Origin of the sequence: Streptomyces sp. NPDC051913 (assembly GCF_044593635.1) — a bacterium.
In the GTDB taxonomy this organism is placed as follows: Bacteria; Actinomycetota; Actinomycetes; order Streptomycetales; family Streptomycetaceae; genus Streptomyces.
In genome coordinates this window covers 83618-98560 of the sequence record NZ_JBIUCI010000023.1, presented here as the reverse complement: position 1 = coordinate 98560, position 14943 = coordinate 83618, and the positions used below count along the sequence as shown (strand labels likewise).

General features: G+C 69.0%; 16 protein-coding genes. 9 read left to right on the top strand and 7 right to left on the bottom strand.

Annotated features, from left to right (window positions below; all coding sequences use genetic code 11):
- Positions 1–19 precede the first annotated feature (19 nt).
- Positions 20–721: an ABC transporter ATP-binding protein gene (locus ACIHIX_RS42315; RefSeq protein WP_399965899.1), complete on the top strand. Its 702-nt coding sequence runs from the start codon at positions 20–22 to the stop codon at positions 719–721.
- A gap of 47 nt (positions 722–768) precedes the next feature.
- Here the strand turns inward: ACIHIX_RS42315 and ACIHIX_RS42310 are convergent, their stop codons facing one another.
- Positions 769–1095: a nuclear transport factor 2 family protein gene (locus ACIHIX_RS42310; protein ID WP_399965898.1), complete on the bottom strand. Its 327-nt coding sequence runs from the start codon at positions 1093–1095 to the stop codon at positions 769–771.
- Positions 1096–1227: 132 nt separating this feature from the next.
- On the opposite strand from ACIHIX_RS42310, the gene ACIHIX_RS42305 reads away from it, so the two are divergent.
- The 4 genes from ACIHIX_RS42305 to ACIHIX_RS42290 all read left to right on the top strand — a co-directional run bounded on the left by ACIHIX_RS42305 (position 1228) and on the right by ACIHIX_RS42290 (position 3374).
- Positions 1228–1794: a DoxX family protein gene (locus ACIHIX_RS42305; protein WP_399965897.1), complete on the top strand. Its 567-nt coding sequence runs from the start codon at positions 1228–1230 to the stop codon at positions 1792–1794.
- A 73-nt stretch (positions 1795–1867) separates the two neighbouring features.
- Positions 1868–2272: a DUF6153 family protein gene (locus tag ACIHIX_RS42300; protein WP_399965896.1), complete on the top strand. Its 405-nt coding sequence runs from the start codon at positions 1868–1870 to the stop codon at positions 2270–2272.
- Between the two features lie 77 nt (positions 2273–2349).
- Positions 2350–2988 carry a DUF305 domain-containing protein gene (locus tag ACIHIX_RS42295; protein WP_399965895.1) on the top strand — a complete coding sequence of 213 codons (639 nt, stop codon included), beginning with the start codon at positions 2350–2352 and terminating at the stop codon, positions 2986–2988.
- A gap of 23 nt (positions 2989–3011) precedes the next feature.
- A complete protein-coding gene (locus tag ACIHIX_RS42290) occupies positions 3012–3374 on the top strand; it encodes a MazG-like family protein (RefSeq protein WP_399965894.1) in 363 nt (120 codons plus the stop codon).
- On the opposite strand, the gene ACIHIX_RS42285 is transcribed toward ACIHIX_RS42290, so the two are convergent.
- From ACIHIX_RS42285 to ACIHIX_RS42270, 4 genes are read right to left on the bottom strand one after another with little or no spacing between them, the layout of a single operon-like run.
- Positions 3313–4614 carry a hypothetical protein gene (locus tag ACIHIX_RS42285; protein ID WP_399965893.1) on the bottom strand — a complete coding sequence of 434 codons (1302 nt, stop codon included), beginning with the start codon at positions 4612–4614 and terminating at the stop codon, positions 3313–3315. The two genes, ACIHIX_RS42290 and ACIHIX_RS42285, sit on opposite strands and share 62 nt — an antisense overlap.
- A 1-nt stretch (position 4615) precedes the next feature.
- Positions 4616–5974, bottom strand: a complete 1359-nt coding sequence (locus ACIHIX_RS42280) for a dipeptidase (RefSeq protein ID WP_399965892.1) — start codon at positions 5972–5974, stop codon at positions 4616–4618.
- Positions 5971–6414, bottom strand: coding sequence for a hypothetical protein (locus ACIHIX_RS42275; RefSeq protein ID WP_399965891.1), 444 nt, complete (start codon positions 6412–6414; stop codon positions 5971–5973). Before ACIHIX_RS42275 ends, ACIHIX_RS42280 begins: the two co-directional genes overlap by 4 nt.
- Entirely contained in the window at positions 6411–7895 is a 1485-nt protein-coding gene (locus ACIHIX_RS42270; RefSeq protein WP_399965889.1) for an APC family permease, read from the bottom strand. Before ACIHIX_RS42270 ends, ACIHIX_RS42275 begins: the two co-directional genes overlap by 4 nt.
- Before the next feature lie 268 nt (positions 7896–8163).
- Between ACIHIX_RS42270 and ACIHIX_RS42265 the strand changes: the two genes are divergently transcribed.
- From ACIHIX_RS42265 to ACIHIX_RS42250, 4 genes are all read left to right on the top strand, one after another.
- Positions 8164–9405: a threonine/serine exporter family protein gene (locus ACIHIX_RS42265; protein WP_399965887.1), complete on the top strand. Its 1242-nt coding sequence runs from the start codon at positions 8164–8166 to the stop codon at positions 9403–9405.
- Positions 9406–9576: 171 nt separating this feature from the next.
- Positions 9577–10035: a hypothetical protein gene (locus tag ACIHIX_RS42260; protein ID WP_399965886.1), complete on the top strand. Its 459-nt coding sequence runs from the start codon at positions 9577–9579 to the stop codon at positions 10033–10035.
- 7 nt (positions 10036–10042) lie between these two features.
- Entirely contained in the window at positions 10043–10288 is a 246-nt protein-coding gene (locus ACIHIX_RS42255) for a hypothetical protein (RefSeq protein WP_399965884.1), read from the top strand.
- Positions 10289–10497: 209 nt separating this feature from the next.
- Entirely contained in the window at positions 10498–10626 is a 129-nt protein-coding gene (locus ACIHIX_RS42250; RefSeq protein ID WP_399965883.1) for a DUF6408 family protein, read from the top strand.
- A gap of 52 nt (positions 10627–10678) precedes the next feature.
- On the opposite strand, the gene ACIHIX_RS42245 is transcribed toward ACIHIX_RS42250, so the two are convergent.
- Together ACIHIX_RS42245 and ACIHIX_RS42240 are read right to left on the bottom strand one after the other, a co-directional pair.
- Positions 10679–12796 carry a DNA/RNA helicase domain-containing protein gene (locus ACIHIX_RS42245; RefSeq protein ID WP_399965937.1) on the bottom strand — a complete coding sequence of 706 codons (2118 nt, stop codon included), beginning with the start codon at positions 12794–12796 and terminating at the stop codon, positions 10679–10681.
- A gap of 180 nt (positions 12797–12976) precedes the next feature.
- Positions 12977–14887, bottom strand: a complete 1911-nt coding sequence (locus ACIHIX_RS42240; RefSeq protein WP_399965882.1) for a DNA/RNA helicase domain-containing protein — start codon at positions 14885–14887, stop codon at positions 12977–12979.
- Positions 14888–14943: the final 56 nt, after the last annotated feature.

The following is a 14943-nucleotide window of genomic DNA, read 5'->3' as shown; positions in this document are numbered from 1 at the left end:
CTTACTTCTGGAGCACCCCATGTACAGACTGACCGGCGTCACCAAGCGCTACACGCGCGGCAAGGAGACGGTGGAGGCGCTGCGCGGCATCGACCTCACCATCGAGGACGGCGACCAGCTCGTCATCCAGGGCCCCACGGGTGGCGGCAAGTCGACGCTGCTGCAGATGATCGGCGGCCTGGACCGGCCGACCGAGGGCAGCGTGGAGCTGGACGGTGTCGACCTCGCACGGATCAGCGAGGCGAAGCTGACGCGGCTGCGGGCCGAGAAGATCGGCATCATCTTCCAGTCCTTCAACCTCATCCCGACGCTGACCGCCCAGGAGAACGTCGAGACGGCCCTCGTCCCGCTGGGCGTCAAGCCGTCCGAGCGGCGTGAGCGGGCGGCGGAGGCGCTGCGGTCCGTGGGCCTCGGCGAACGTCTCGGCCACGCGCCGTCCGAGCTGTCGGGTGGCCAGCAGCAGCGGGTCGCCATCGCCCGCGCACTGGTGAAGAAGCCGAAGGTCCTGCTCGCCGACGAGCCGACCGGAAACCTCGACGAGGGCACGCGCGACGACATCATGGGCCTGCTGGAGGGCCTGTGGCACGAGTACGGGCTGACGTTCATCATGGTCACCCATGACTCGTCGATCGCCCGGCGGGCGCCGCGGCTGGCGACGATCAAGGCGGGGCAGATCACGCTGACCGAGCAGCGGCAGCAACAGTCCTACGCGCAGTACTAGACAGTCCCGCGCCCCTGAGAACAGGCGTAGCCGCTCATCGCGAGCAGCTACGCCTGGCCCGTTTCGAAGCGGGAGATCCGGCCGTCGTCCTCGACGTCGAAGTGCCACCTCGTACGCATCTCGCCCCAGGTGTCGTTGCTGTAGCGGGCGATGAGGTCACGGCCGCCGCGGGACTCGTTGTCGACCTCCATGTGACCGTGGGAGGTGAAGATCTCCCGGTCGATCCAGTCGGAGAGGTCGCGGTCGGAACCGTCGTCCGACATGGTCGCGCCGGGCGTGAGGAGCGCCATGAAGCCGTCGCGGTCGTGGGCGTTGACGGCACCGACGAAGGCACGGACGGCCGGGTCGCTGAGTTTGGACGTCTGAATCGTCATGCCAGTCAGACTCACACCGCGCTCCGGGCCCCGCCACCCGAACGGCGGGCCTGGGCGACCCGGGCAGGTGTCAGGGATGCGACGGTGGAAACGCGGGAGGGGTTGTTGTTGCCGTCTGCTCCGGGAGCCATCGTGACGACGTACGACCGACGTGATCTAGGCCTGCTGCTGCTCCGGTTGGGAACCGGAGGTGTGCTGGCCGCGCACGGCGCGCAGAAACTGCTCGGCTGGTTCGGCGGCCACGGCCTCGAAGGGACCGGCCAGTTCATGGAGTCCGTGGGCTATGCGCCGGGCAAGGCCAGCGCGACCGCGGCGGGCCTCGCCGAGGCCGGTGGCGGAACGCTGCTGGCGCTGGGCCTTGCGACGCCGGCCGCGGGTGCGGCGGCGGCCGGGGCGATGGCGGGCGCGTCCGCCGTGCACGCCCCCAACGGCTTCTTCAACGCCGAGGGCGGCTTCGAGTACGCGGCGACGCTCGGCCTGGCGGCCACGGGCCTGGCCGTCGCGGGACCCGGGCGGCTCTCCCTCGACCATGCGATCGGGCACGTGTTCGACCGCGGTTGGATGGTCCCCACGGCACTGGCGGCGACCGCCGCGATGACCGCGGTCGTCGTGGGGGCGCGGAACCGGCGGGTACGGGACGCGAAGAAGGACGAGGCCGCGGAGATGTTCGATGAGCAGGAGGCGTTGTTCGGGGAGTGACTCCCCCTGGACGGCCCGCGTTCTTCGCGGGCCGGTCACAGCCGGCGCCGCGCCTGCCCCTAGGCTGTGCCCCGTGAACCACCCCGAGCAGTACCCCGTGCGACCGCCCTCGCGGCGGTGTCGGGCGCTGCTCGTGCTGGCGGTCCTGGCCGGCGTCCTGGGGATGCACGCCCTGGCACCCGGCGCGGCCCTTCCGGGCGATCACCCGCACACCTCCCCGATGAGCAACGCCCTCTCGATGGCGGTGACCCTTGACGACTGCGGTGGCGAGGGCCACTGCGGCTCCGGTCATGTGACGCATGCCGACGCGACCTGTTCGGCGCCCGCGGTGAACGGGGGGCCGGTGCTCCCCGCGCTCGTGGCCGACCCGGTCGCCGGCGTCGTACGGGACGACGTACCGCGTGCGTGGGCGGTCGCGGACCCGGACGGGGCCCGCGCTCCCCCGACCCTGGCGGAACTCCAACTCCTGCGGATCTAGAGACGGCTGCCGTGCGCACGTCGTGCGCCTCGGCATGCCCGCAGTCCAGATCCCTTTCCCTCAGCAGGAGTTCCAGCATGAGCACCATCCGTACACGCCGCGCCGCCGTTCTGGCCGTGGCGACCGTCACCGCAGCCCTCGTCCTCACCGCGTGCGGGAACGACGACGACAGCGCTCACGAGGGCGGTCACGGCACGTCCGCGTCCGCCTCCAGCACCTCCACGGCCTCCACCGCCGCCCACAACGCCCAGGACGTCTCCTTCGCGCAGGGCATGATCCCGCACCACCGGCAGGCCCTGGAGATGGCCGAACTCGCCGCCGACCGGGCCTCGTCCGCGGACGTCAAGGACCTCGCCGCGCGGATCGAGAAGGCGCAGGACCCGGAGATCGAGACCATGTCCGGGTGGCTGAAGGCATGGGGCGAGGACGTCCCGCAGGCCATGGAGTCGACGGGCTCGATGTCCGGCATGGACCACTCCGGTATGCCCGGCATGATGGACGACGCCGACATGGCCAAGCTGAAGAAGGCGTCCGGCAAGGACTTCGACACCCTGTTCCTGACCCAGATGGTCGAACACCACGAGGGCGCCGTCGACATGGCGCGGACGGAGAAGTCGAAGGGCGCCTATGAGCCCGCCACGTCCATGGCCGACGACATCGTCACCGGCCAGAGCGCCGAGATCAGCGAGATGAACAAGCTCCTCGGCAAGGACTGACCGCACCGTGCCAAGCTGCGCCCATGAGCGATCAGGACCCCGACATCTGGTCGGGCATCGAGGACTTGTGGGCGTGGCTCGACTCGCACAGCCCGGGTGACGGGCAACAGAACCTCCTCCTGCGGATGTTGAAGCTGTCGGAGGAGGTCGGCGAGGTGGCCGAGGCGGTGATCGGCGCGATGAACCGCAACCCGCGCAAGGGCGCCTCCCACACCTGGGAGGACGTCGAGAGCGAGCTGTGCGACGTCGTGATCACCGCCTTGATCGCCCTGCGCACGCTGACGCCGGACACCCGTGAGGTCTTCGTCCGGCATCTGGCGCGGGTCAGGGAACGGTCGCTGGGTCCCGGTCCCGGTCCTCGTCCGGCGGATCCTCGTCCGGCGTGACGGCGAGGAACTCCACCACCGCGAGCGCGAACAGCAGCGCGAGCGCCAGCCCCACGACCACCCAGCCCGTCGGGTACGACCACAGCAGATACGCGAGGACGGCCGCGCCGACCAGCACCCACACGATCCAGGTGCGGTACCGGCGGACGAACGGGCCGACCGGGCCGGTCCGCAGGCCCGCGCGGTCGGCGACGCCGCGCAGCGCCCGGATGCACGAGCTCCACAGCCGCCGAAGGTACGTCGCCCGGCGGCCCGACCCGGTCAGCCAGGCCGCCAGCGCGAGCACCACGCCCAGGGCGACCACGACCCGGACGCCGCGGCGCAGGAAGCGGGTCAGCGTGTCGTACACGGACCCGGCGGCGGGCTGCGAGACCCCGGCGGGGAGGGCGTCGAGGTAGATCACGCGCCCCACGGTGAGTCCGATGCCGAGCAGCGCGGTGGCGACGGCGAAGCCCAGGGCCGCCGCGATCAGGGCCCTGCGGCGGCGGCCCGCGAGCAGGATCCCGGCGGCGGCCAGGACGACGGCGACGACGGGCAGCCAGGTGCCGGCGAGCTGCAACAGCCTGAAGTACGTACGGATCTGGCCGAGATCCTCGGACTTGACCAGGGTGAAACTGGTGTGCACCTCGGGGATCTTGGCGGCGACGGTCATCCCCGAGTCGACCAGACGCTGTTTGACCTGCTCGACGACCGGGGCGAGGTCGAGGGTGACGGTGTCGTCGTCGAGGTGTACCGCGCCGCCGCCGTTGCCGGTGAGCGCCTTGTCGACGGCGCTGTGGACGCGGCGGTTGGCCTCGGTCCAGATGGTCTGGAAGGCGTCCGAGGCCATGACGGCCTGCGCCTTGTCGTGCACGAAGCTGCGCACGGCGCCTTCCAGCGAGTCCCCGAGCTTGCCCAACGCCTTTTCCAGGCGGGGGCGTTCGGTGGGGGCGACGTCGGAGAGCAGGGCGGTCAGATCGAGGCGGGTCATCACCGCGTCGGTGACGCGCCGGGCCGCCGCCTCCTGGATGTCGGTGTCGGAGGCGAGCGGCTGGACGGTCTTGACGTAGCGGTCGGTGTCGCCGATGACGTCGGCGGTCCACGTGGCGACGACGGACAGCGGGGCGAGCACACAGCCGATGATCACCAGCAGGGCGGCGAAGAACGAACGCAGCCGGTGCTTGCGGGGCCGCCGCTCGGCCTCCAACTGCACGACACGGGCACGTAGTTGCGCCAGCTCATCCTCTTGTGGGTCGGTCATGTCATCGCTCCCGGGCGGCGGCGTACTCGTGCAGGAACAGTGCCTCCACGTGCGCCATGTGCTCGATCTCGGACGGGTCGACGCTCTCGTTGGGCGCGTGGATGAGACATCGGGGCTCCTCGACGCCCATGAGGACGATCTCGGCGCGGGGGTAGGTGGTGGCGAGGACGTTGCACAGCGGAATCGATCCGCCCTGGCCGAGGAAGGCGAGGGGCTTGCCGTAGACCTGCCGCATGGCCTTGCCGAGGGCCGTGTAGGCGGGGCCGTCGGTGGCGGCCTCGAACGGGGAGCCGGTGCCCTCCGTCTCGACCGTCACCCGGGCGCCCCAGGGGGCCGCGTCGGTGAGGTGCCGGGTGAGCGCCGTGAGCGCGGCGTCGGCGTCGGTGCCGGGCGGCACGCGCAGGCTGACGCGGGCGCGGGCGGTGGGCGGCACGGCTGCGGCGGAGCCGACGACCGGAGGGCAGTCGATGCCGAGCACGGTGACGGCCGGACGGGCCCAGAGCCGGTCGGCGACCGTGCCGGTACCGGTGAGCTGTACGCCGTCCAGGACGCCGGCATCGGCGCGGAACTGTGCCTCGTCGTAGCCGACGCCGTCCCAAGTTCCGTCGCAGTCGAGGCCGTTGATACGGGTGGCGCCCGTCTTCGGCTCGCGGAGGGTGGCCAGCATCTGGATGAGGGCGGCCAGCGCGTCGGGGGCGGGACCGCCGAACATGCCGGAGTGGACTTCCCCTTCGAGCGTGTCGACGGTGACGACGAGGTTGGCGAGGCCGCGCAGGGTGATGGTGGCGGTGCCGGTGCCGACCTCGGCGTTACCGGTGTCGCACACGAGCAGGGCGTCGGCGAGGAACTGTTCCGGGTGCTGGGCGACGTACGCCTCCAGGCCGCCCGTGCCCTGCTCCTCCGAGCCCTCCGCGACGAACTTCAGGCCCACCGGGATGTCCTCGCCGAGCGCCCGGAGCGCGGTGAGGTGCATGACGATGTTGCCCTTGCAGTCGGCGGTGCCGCGCCCGTACCAACGGCCGTCGCGTTCGGTGAGCGTGAACGGCGGGGTGGTCCAGGCGTCGTCGTCGAGCGGGGGCTGGACGTCGTAGTGGCAGTAGAGGAGCACGGTGGGGGCACCGGGCGGGGGCGGGCGGTGGCCGATGACCGCGTGGCTGCCGTCGGGGGTCTCGGCGAGATGGACGTCGCGCAGCCCGGCCTCGGCGAAGGCGTCGGCGACCCACCGGGCGGCCTTCTGGCACTCCTCGGGCGGGTACTGGCGGGGGTCGGCGACGGAGGGGATGGCGACCAGGTCGGTGAGGTCCTGCTGGGCGCGGGGCATCAGGGCGGCGATGCGCGCGGCCAGATCCGTGATGGTCATGCGTCCCGCCTCACCGTGTCGTCGGTCTTCAGGTCGTCGAGCCGGTCCTTGAACTTGTCGAGCTTGTCCGGGCAGTAGATCTCCAGGATCTTGGCCTCGGCCCGCAGCGCCTTGGTGTCGCCGATGACCGGCCGCTGGCCCACGAACGCGGCCCCGTTGGAGACGTTGATCTTCCACAGGGCGGACCGCAGGGCGGTCGCGGGGTCCTCGCAGACGATCCCGCCGTCGGTGCCCAGCGCCCGTTCGATCACCTCGGTGTCGGGGCGGGGGTATCCGGCGTCCTCGGCGGCGTCGGCGAGCTTGTTCGCCTTCTCCGCCGCCTCGTTGGTGGACTTCACGCTCTCGTACTGGATGACGCCGATGATCGCGAGGGCGACGAGGACGACGATCGCGCCGACGTAGATCCACTTGTGCTCGGAGGCGAACCGGGTGGGGCTCATGACGCGCTCCCTTCGGTCGCGGAGGCCTCCTGGGTGCGCCAGGAGGGCTTGCGGAACTTCAGGAAGGCGTACGGGATGAGCAGGCCGAGGATGACCAGGCCGCCGCCGATGAACAGGACGTACGACAGGACACTGCTGCCACCGAACTGCGAGGGCGGCACGAAGCCGATCGCGAGCGCGGCGAGGGAGGAGAGCAGGCCGACCGTGCAGATCAGGCGCAGGGCGGGCACGCGGTAGCCGCGGGGATGGTCGGGCTGGCTCTTCCTCAACCGCATGGCGGCGGCGAACATCAGCAGGTAGACGATGAGATACACCTGCGTGGTGATCGTCGAGAAGATCCAGTAGACGCTGGAGACGTTCGGGATCAGCGCGTACATCAGGGCGATGACGGTGGTGACGACGCCCTGGGTGACCAGGATGTTCTGCTGGATGCCGAACTTGTTGAGCTTCTGCAGGTAGGGCGGCAGATAGCCCTCGCTGCGGGAGATCTCCAGCAGACCCTTGGACGGTCCGGCGAGCCAGGTGAGCATGCCACCGAGGGAGGCGGCCACCAGCATCACGGCGGCGATCGGGGTCATCCAGCCGATGTGGAAGTAGGAGAAGAAGGCGTTGAAGGCCTGCATCACGCCGGCGGTGAGACTGGTCTGGTCGGCGGGCACGACCCAACTGATGGCCAGCGCGGGGAGGATGAAGATGAGCAGCACCAACCCCACGGCCAGGAACATCGACTTGGGGTATTCCTTCGCCGGGTCCTTCAGCGACGAGACATGGACGGCGTTCATCTCCATGCCGGAGTAGGAGAGGAAGTTGTTGACGATCAGCACGAGGCTGGCGAGCCCGGTCCACTGCGGCAGCAGGTGACTGGCGGTCATCGGCGCGGCGGACGGATTGCCCTGTCCGAGGAAGATGATGCCGAGCACGACGAGGATCGTGCCGGGCACGAGCGTCCCGATGATCAGCCCCCAACTGGACAGCCCGGCAAGGGCCTTGGTCCCCCGGGAGGACACCCACACGCCCGTCCAGTACAGGACCATGATGACGATGGCGGTGTAGAGGCCGTTGGAGGCGAGGGAGGGGTCGATGACGTACGCGATGGTGCTGGCGACGAACGCCAGCAGGCTCGGGTAGTAGAAGATCGTCATCGCGAACTGGCACCACACGGCGAGGAACCCGAGCGGCTTGCTCAGCCCTTCGCTCACCCACCGATAGACACCGCCGCTCCACCCCGACGCGAGCTCCGCCGACACCAGCGCGGTGGGCAGCAGGAACACCACCGCGGGGACGAGGTAGAGAAACACACAGGCGAGCCCGTACACGGCCATCGTCGGCGCGGCACGCAGACTGGCCACCGAGGCGGTGGTCATCAGCGCCAGGGTCACCCAGCTCAGGACGGGCGCCGGGGTGGCACGCACCGCCGCCTGCGGCGCCTCAGCCGTCTGCGCCCGCTTCGGCATGTCGGCGGGGACGTCCATCGATGCCATGAAGCCCTCCCGGGGCTGGGCAGTTCGGGTCGGTGCCAGCCTCGCTCCGTTTCGCGGCCCGCGCATGACGGCTTGGGCCGTTGGAGTGAGCGGCGACGGTGGCCCACTGCTCGCCCGGTCGCCCGTACGGCTCACCCGCCTGGCCGTTCCGGTGGGTGGGGCAGCAGGGTGAAGGAGACTGCCTGCGGACGGTCTGTGGACTGTCTGCGGACGGTCTGTGGACTGTCTGCGGCCCGGTTCGGAGTTCGGAGTTCGGAGGAGGCCCGTGGTGGAGTCGCCCCGTGCCGCCGCCCGCGCCCCCGGCCTCGACGAGCTCGCCGGCTTCCTCACCCGACTGACCCGACTCCTCCTGAACACCAGCGGCGAGGGCGCGGAGGGCATCGAGGAGACGGTGACGGCGACGGCCAGGGCGCTCGGCGGTGACGCGTCGCTGCTCCTGGTGCCCGACGCGGCGACGCTGACGGTGATCGCGGCGGACGGTTCCGCACGGACGGTCACGGTGCGCGGCGTACCGGAGGTCTTCCGCCTGGACCAGGTCACGGCGCTGAAGCCGTTGCTGGCGGAGGTGGGTTCGGGGCGTATGGGCGTGGCGGGGGCGGCGCTGCGCCTGACGCGGATCGAGGAGTCGCGCCCGCCGTATCCCTGGTGGGCGAAGCTGATCGGCATCGTGCTGTTCGCGCTGGGATTCGCACCGCTGATGCAGCCGACGTGGTACGAGGTGGCGAGCACGGCGGTCCTGGCCACGATCGCGGCGGCCTTGGCGGTGGCGGCAGACCGCAGACCACGTCTGTCCGCCGTCCTCCCCCTGCTCGTCTCGACGGTGATCTCGATCGTCACGATCGAGGTGTTCGCACGGACCCCGTGCCACGGCGGCCCGGTCCTGCTGATGCTCCCGGCGCTGTTCTTCTTCGTCCCCGGCGACTACTTGAGCGCAGCGACGGCGGAGCTGGCGGCGGGCCGCATGACGACGGGCGCGATCCGCCTGGTGAACGCGGTGTTCCTACTGCTCCAGCTCTACCTCGGCGTCCTCCTGGGCGTCTACGCGACCGGGACCTCCACCCGGGCCCTCTTCGACATCGCCGCGGACTCCGACCTCCCGCGCTGGGCCCTGTTCCTGTCCTGGATCGTCTTCACGGCGGGCACGGTCCTGGCGTTCGCGGTCCCGCACCGCCTCTTCTGGCCCCTGCTCGCACTCGTCTACCTGACGGTCGCGGTCCAGTCCCTGGCGACGAAGCTGATCGGCGAAACGGCCGGCACCTTCGTGGCAGCGGCGGCCCTGTCAGCCACGGCCACCGTCCTGGCCCGCTCCCCCCACCGCCCACCCCGCCTGGTCCTGCTCCTCCCCGGCTTCTTCACCCTCACGGTCGGCTCCCTGGGCATGCGAGGCCTGACGACCCTGGCGGGCGGCTACGTCATCGAGGGCTTCCAGGATCTGCTGAAGCTGGTGACGATCGTTACGGCTATTGCGGTGGGGATGGTGGTGGGGGCGACGGTGGTGGGGCGGGAGTGACACTCCTGTCCTACGCTCGCAATGCCCTCCATGAACGTTTCCGCAGGTCAGCCTACTTACCTCTTGATCACTCAATAGCGGCGAACTAAGCGAAATCATGCAACCGCCAATCACAGGACTCGGTTGTCCGAGGTACTCATCAGGACAGCACCGGAAGGGTCCACGTTGTTCATGCACCGCTTCTCCCGCCTCACCGCGGTTCTGGCCGCCGTAGGGGCGCTCGCCCTCACCGCACCAACGACCGCGCACGCCACGGCGATCGGCTCCGCTCCCGTACGTACCTTCGAGTACAGCGTGGGTGGTATGACGATGAAGGTCCCCACGGGCTGCATGTTCACTCACGTCATCCGCGGCAGCGGCAAGAAGATCACCTACCAGAACGCCGGCGTCGACTGCGGCTTCGTCGCGGCACTCAGCAGCGGCTTCTGCAACTGGCGCATCGACTTCACCTACGCCGACACCAACAACCGTACGTACCGCACGTCACGCGGCAAGACGCACAGCGAATGCAAGATCGACCCCATGCGAAACAACTCTCCGCAGAGGCTGCCTCGTTATGGCAAGGCGTGCGCTCATCTCCATGTCAACGGGGTGCGCCGCGTAAGTCAGTGCCACCACATCACGAAGTGAGTCCTGCATGGTCGAGCAGCACCCAGCGGAGAACCCGCAACAGGAGCGGGAACCCCGACAGCAGCGAGCGGGCATCGCCGCCTTCCTCGTAGGCACGGTCGGCGCACTCGCGTTCTTCGCCTTCTGGCCCGGACTGCCGCATGTCATCGACTGGGGGGCCATTCTCGTGGCCATTGCCGCCGGCGGGCTGGCCCGGTGGGCTTGTCAGTCGTGGATGGCGAAGACGACGCAGAAGAAGTCGAAACGCTTGTGATCGCACCTGCGATCCAAGTCAACTGACGTATGAAGTAGGCTAGTTACTCGCTGCGCACCTTCCCGGAGGGTACGTCGGCGGTGTTCCAGGTCCCGGTTCTCGGCGATGAGCGACGAGTGGTCTCCACCGCGTGCAACACACGGTGTGACTGCGGATGCCCGGTAGGGCGATCCCTGCCATTCCCAGCTCACGCTCAGGAGTGGAAACCGATGAACCCCGTTGAGTACAAGCCTGCACGTCGTGACCGGTTTCGTCAGATTCTGGTCGACGTCACGGTGGGAGTCATCGCCAATCTGTTGGTGACGGCCGTGACCGTGGTAGCGCGCCTGGTCTTCTGACCGGCAGGTGGCGGGCCCGGGAGCCCGCCACTCCACCTACCGGTCTGCCGCTTCAGAAGAGGAACATCTCTCCGGGCGGGCTGTCCTTCTTCTGACGCTTCCTGCGGCGGCGCCGTCCTCGGGCGGGACGGGGCAGATGTGGCTGTCTCGCCTGCTCCGGCAGGTTCTCCCAGGTGGGTCGCAGACCATGGATCTGGACATCGCCGACGAGACCCTTCAGGTAGTCCCGGGTCTCCTCGTCCGTGGAGTAGAGCACGGTCGCCCGGCTGGCCCGGGTCATGAGCACGTGGTACGCATGCCGGACGAGGCGGGCGAACTCGTCATCGTCCACACTCTTCGGCTTCACCTTGGGATCGAACGATCCGGGAACGGCGACCCGCTTCACGCCCGCTTCCTTGTCCGCCCGGTCCTTGCCCCGGCGGAACACCCAGCGGTCGCCCCGGCGCACCATGTCCTCGCCCATGATCACGCCGCACCAGTCCCACTCCAGGCCCTGCGCGGTGTACACACAGCCGATCTGGCCGAGGCCGTTCTCGTGCACGGACCAGATCTTGGACGGCGGGACGGTCTTGTTCTCGCAGAAGGACTCGCTGTCCGCGTTCCACGGCCGATGCCAGTCACCGATCCGGACGTCGGGCTCCAGTCGCTTCTCCTTGCCCATGGGTTTCGTCCAGGGCCAGCAGTATCCGGCGACCATGCGCGCAGACGCTCCCGCCCCGGCCTCGGTACGGATGATCCGCTCGAGTTCCTCCGGACTGTCCACGACCTCGATGTGCATGAGTCCGTCCGGGGTCCACAGCTCCGGCTCCGCGCCGGACACCCCCAGCGCGCCTCGCACCCAGCGGACGTAGCCGTCGCTGCCGCCACACCGGAACTGCTCCCTCAGGCTGTTGCGGACCAGGACGGCGTCGTAGCGCTTTGCCGCGTCCTCCACCAGAGCGGCGGTGCCGACCTCCTGCGGGCGCACGGACTGGCCCTCGTCCAGGAAGAACACCGTGAGCCGGGAGGCGTCGAGGAGCTCGTCCACCTGAGGCTTGGTGCCCCAGTCCTCAGGTTTCCAGAAGCGGTTGGTGGAACGAGCGCGCAGGCGGTGGGCCTCGTCGCAGATGAGCACGTCCAGAGGCGGGTCGGGCGGGGTGACGAAGTTGCTGAAGTAGGTGAAGGTCTCCTTGAACTCCCGGTCTCCGTAGCCGACATGCTCCTGGAGCGCGCCGTTGAAGGCCCTGCTGCCGCTCGCGTACTTGACCGTGTGGCCATCGGCCTCCAGTTCGGCCTTGAGCTGGAGGCCGATGGCACTCTTGCCCGTACCTGCGCCTCCCGTGATGAGGAACACCACCCGCCGCTCGTCGGGGATGAGCGCGGGCCGCTGGGGATCGGGAAGCACCTTGGCGGCAGTCTCGAGTATGTCGTCCGCAACCTTCTTCTGACGGCCGCGCAGGGTGAAGACCGTGTCCTCGCCGTTGGAGCGGATCATGGCGTCGAGCAGCGGAGTGTTACGCAGGCCCATGCTCCGTAGCAGGATCTCGGCCGCCGAGTCGGCCCCGTCGGCGGCGAAGCTGCTCCGCAGGTCCGATCGCAGTTGGGCGCGGCGGTCGTTCGTGTAGACACGAGCGTAGGAACCGGTCGGCGCGTCCACGCCGATCAGCGGGAGCACCGAAGCGTCGGTGGCGTTGTGCAGATAGGCGAAGCCACCACATTCGAAGTCCAGTCCGTACAGCGGACCTCTGTGGCTCGTGAACGCCTCGTAGTACTCGCGCAGTTGTAGCGCGGGATGCCTCTTCTCTCCCATGCCGGGGACATGGACCAATTCCGCGGTGGCTCGCTCCACCCGGGTCACTGTGGACCACCGCTTCAGCTCGACGAGTTGGACGGACAGCCCGTTCTCTTCAGGATGATGACCCACGAGGACTACGTCGATGAGCCGCGGGTCGCCGGCGCGCTCGGCCTCGTCGAGCGTGGCCGCACACTCGACGACCATCTCGACGTTCCCACGGTCGGCGGCGACCAGATCCTCGGCGAGGTGCACCAGGCTCTCTGCCCAGGCGGAACGCTCGGTCAACGATGCGTCGGTGCGGAGGAAGTGCTTCCATCTCGCGGCGAGGTGGGGCACCATACGGCGTCTTGAGTTCAGGGTCAGCAGATCCCGCGCTGCCAGTTTCAGCAGGAGCATGGACACGAGGTGGATCCCCCAGGGCACGAGTGAATCTCGTGCGGATGGGGGCATGTCCACGTGGGGAAGCCCGTCGGGCCGCAATGACGCCTGCGATCTTAGGGAAGGGACGTCCTGGCCCGACGCATATGCCACGTCGGTCGGCTGGAAGCACGGACATCATGGCCGAATATCACGCGCTCACTGCCTCAGAAGGCGCTCCTCACTCGCGGCAGGCTGTAGCTTCGGTCGGCCGGACACCAGCTCCCGCAGCTTCTCCCGGGTCTCCGGGTCGGTCGAGTAGACGATCGTGCCGACCATGCCACGCGTCAGCAGCACCTTGTAGGTGTTCCGGATGAGGCGGTCCACGTCGGTGTCCGATGTGGACTTCTTGAAGACCGGGTCCTTGGACGCGGTGCGGTCCGTGACCCAACGGCCGCCCCGCCAGACCAGATCCGGTCCGATGATGACGCCGGACCAGTCGTACTCGAATCCCTGCGCGGTGTAGACACAGCCGATCTGCCCGAAGCCCGCAGGGTCGGTGGCCCACAGCGCGGACGGAGGCGCGCCGGAGACCGACCGATCACCGCGCAGGTTCCAGGGCCGGGCCCAGCCCCCGATGACGACGTCGGGAGGCAGTGGATCACCGGGCTTGGGCTCCGGGGACCACCGCCAGCAGTACCCCGCCGACATTCGGGCACCGTATTTCTCGGCGCGGCGGGCGGCGAGGAATGCCTCGAGTTCTTCTGGGCTGTCGGCGACCAGCAATTGCATGCGGTCGTCGGGCTCCCACACGACCGGCCCTCCGGGCTCAAGGCCGAGGAGCCGGACCACCCAGCGCAAGTAGGCATCGCTGCCTCCGCAACGGAACTGGCTGTCCAGGGGGACGACATGGCAGTCGATGCCCCGCCTGGACGCGGCGTCGCGGATCTCGTCCACGGTACCCATCTCACCGGGACGCACCACCTGGTGCTCGTCGAGGAAGAAGACCGGTACGTGGGCGACGTCGATGAGTTCGTCGATCTGTGCCCTGCCGGTCCGCAGTGCCGCGCGGGTGTAACGGTTGGCGGAGGTCTCCCGGATGCGGTGCGCCTCGTCACAGATCAGAGCACCCAGGCTGTTCTTCTCCGTGGTCATGAAACTGTTGAAGTACTTGAAGAGATCCTGGACTTCCCGCTTCCGGGAGCCTGCCACCTTGCGCATCGTCTTGGTGAACGACTGCGAGCCGGTCGCGTGGACCGCCGCCACGCCCCTCCGGTAGAACTCGCCGAGCAGTTGGAGCGCGATCACGCTCTTCCCGGTACCAGGGCCGCCGGTGACAATGACGACTTCCTTGTGATCGGCGCGCTTCGCCCGCTCCACCGCGTTGAGCACCAAGCGGTAGGCGACCTGCTGCTCGTCGAGGAGGACGAACTGCTGCCGCTCCCGCACTTCCTGGGCTGCCACGGACATCAACTGCTTCGACGGAACGGTGGCGCCCGCGAGCAGTTCGTCCGCCGCACGGGCACCGGGGTGCTTGTCGCTCAGCTTCGACCGAAGGTAGTCCACGAATTCACCGCGGCGCTCCGCCGTGAAGAGCCGCCCCTGCCCGTCGCCCTCGATCTCCCGCAGCCCGGCCACCCCGAACTCGGTGGCGTTGTGCAGGAAGGCCACTGCGTGGATGCGCTCGCCGTGATCGGCCACGGCGCCGTTGAAGTTGACCAGGTAGTCGCGGTACCGCCGCACCTGCTCGATCGGGTTGAGCACGGGGTGCGCATAGGCGTCGACGTGGCACAGGGTGGGGTCGTCCTCGTGCGGAGCCGCCTGGCTCCACTGCTTCAGCTCCACCACGACGTAGGACGGCTCCTGCGTGGCCGGGTGCAGGCCGGCGAGGACGACGTCGGCGCGCTTGCTGTTCAGCGGTAGGGCGTATTCGAGCATCACCTCGACGTCGCCCAGTCCTGCGTCGTTGAGCGCGGCGGTCAGGAGCGGGATGCTGCGTTCCCAGGAACGCATCTCCGAGGCTCCGGGCCGGTAGCCGTGCATGTGGACGAACTGCTCGGTGAGGTGCAGGAACAGCGAACCGTCGAGTGCCATGACGGCGACCGTTTTCGCGGACGCGCGGAACAGCAAGGACTTCCCCCAGGCAGCACGAAGAGACTCGTGCGGGTGGGGGCATGTCCTTCGAA

Bases quoted from the DNA above. Each gene is read 5' to 3' on its own strand.
- ACIHIX_RS42280 (WP_399965892.1), bottom strand. From the start codon at position 5,974: ATGACCATCACGGATCTGGCCGCGCGCATCGCCGCCCTGATGCCCCGC.
- ACIHIX_RS42255 (WP_399965884.1), top strand. From the start codon at position 10,043: ATGGTCGAGCAGCACCCAGCGGAGAACCCGCAACAGGAGCGGGAACCC.
- ACIHIX_RS42275 (WP_399965891.1), bottom strand. From the start codon at position 6,414: ATGAGCCCCACCCGGTTCGCCTCCGAGCACAAGTGGATCTACGTCGGC.
- ACIHIX_RS42260 (WP_399965886.1), top strand. From the start codon at position 9,577: ATGCACCGCTTCTCCCGCCTCACCGCGGTTCTGGCCGCCGTAGGGGCG.
- ACIHIX_RS42285 (WP_399965893.1), bottom strand. From the start codon at position 4,614: ATGACCGACCCACAAGAGGATGAGCTGGCGCAACTACGTGCCCGTGTC.
- ACIHIX_RS42310 (WP_399965898.1), bottom strand. From the start codon at position 1,095: ATGACGATTCAGACGTCCAAACTCAGCGACCCGGCCGTCCGTGCCTTC.
- ACIHIX_RS42245 (WP_399965937.1), bottom strand. From the start codon at position 12,796: ATGCTCCTGCTGAAACTGGCAGCGCGGGATCTGCTGACCCTGAACTCA.
- ACIHIX_RS42295 (WP_399965895.1), top strand. From the start codon at position 2,350: ATGAGCACCATCCGTACACGCCGCGCCGCCGTTCTGGCCGTGGCGACC.
- ACIHIX_RS42270 (WP_399965889.1), bottom strand. From the start codon at position 7,895: ATGGCATCGATGGACGTCCCCGCCGACATGCCGAAGCGGGCGCAGACG.
- ACIHIX_RS42290 (WP_399965894.1), top strand. From the start codon at position 3,012: ATGAGCGATCAGGACCCCGACATCTGGTCGGGCATCGAGGACTTGTGG.
- ACIHIX_RS42315 (WP_399965899.1), top strand. From the start codon at position 20: ATGTACAGACTGACCGGCGTCACCAAGCGCTACACGCGCGGCAAGGAG.
- ACIHIX_RS42250 (WP_399965883.1), top strand. From the start codon at position 10,498: ATGAACCCCGTTGAGTACAAGCCTGCACGTCGTGACCGGTTTCGTCAG.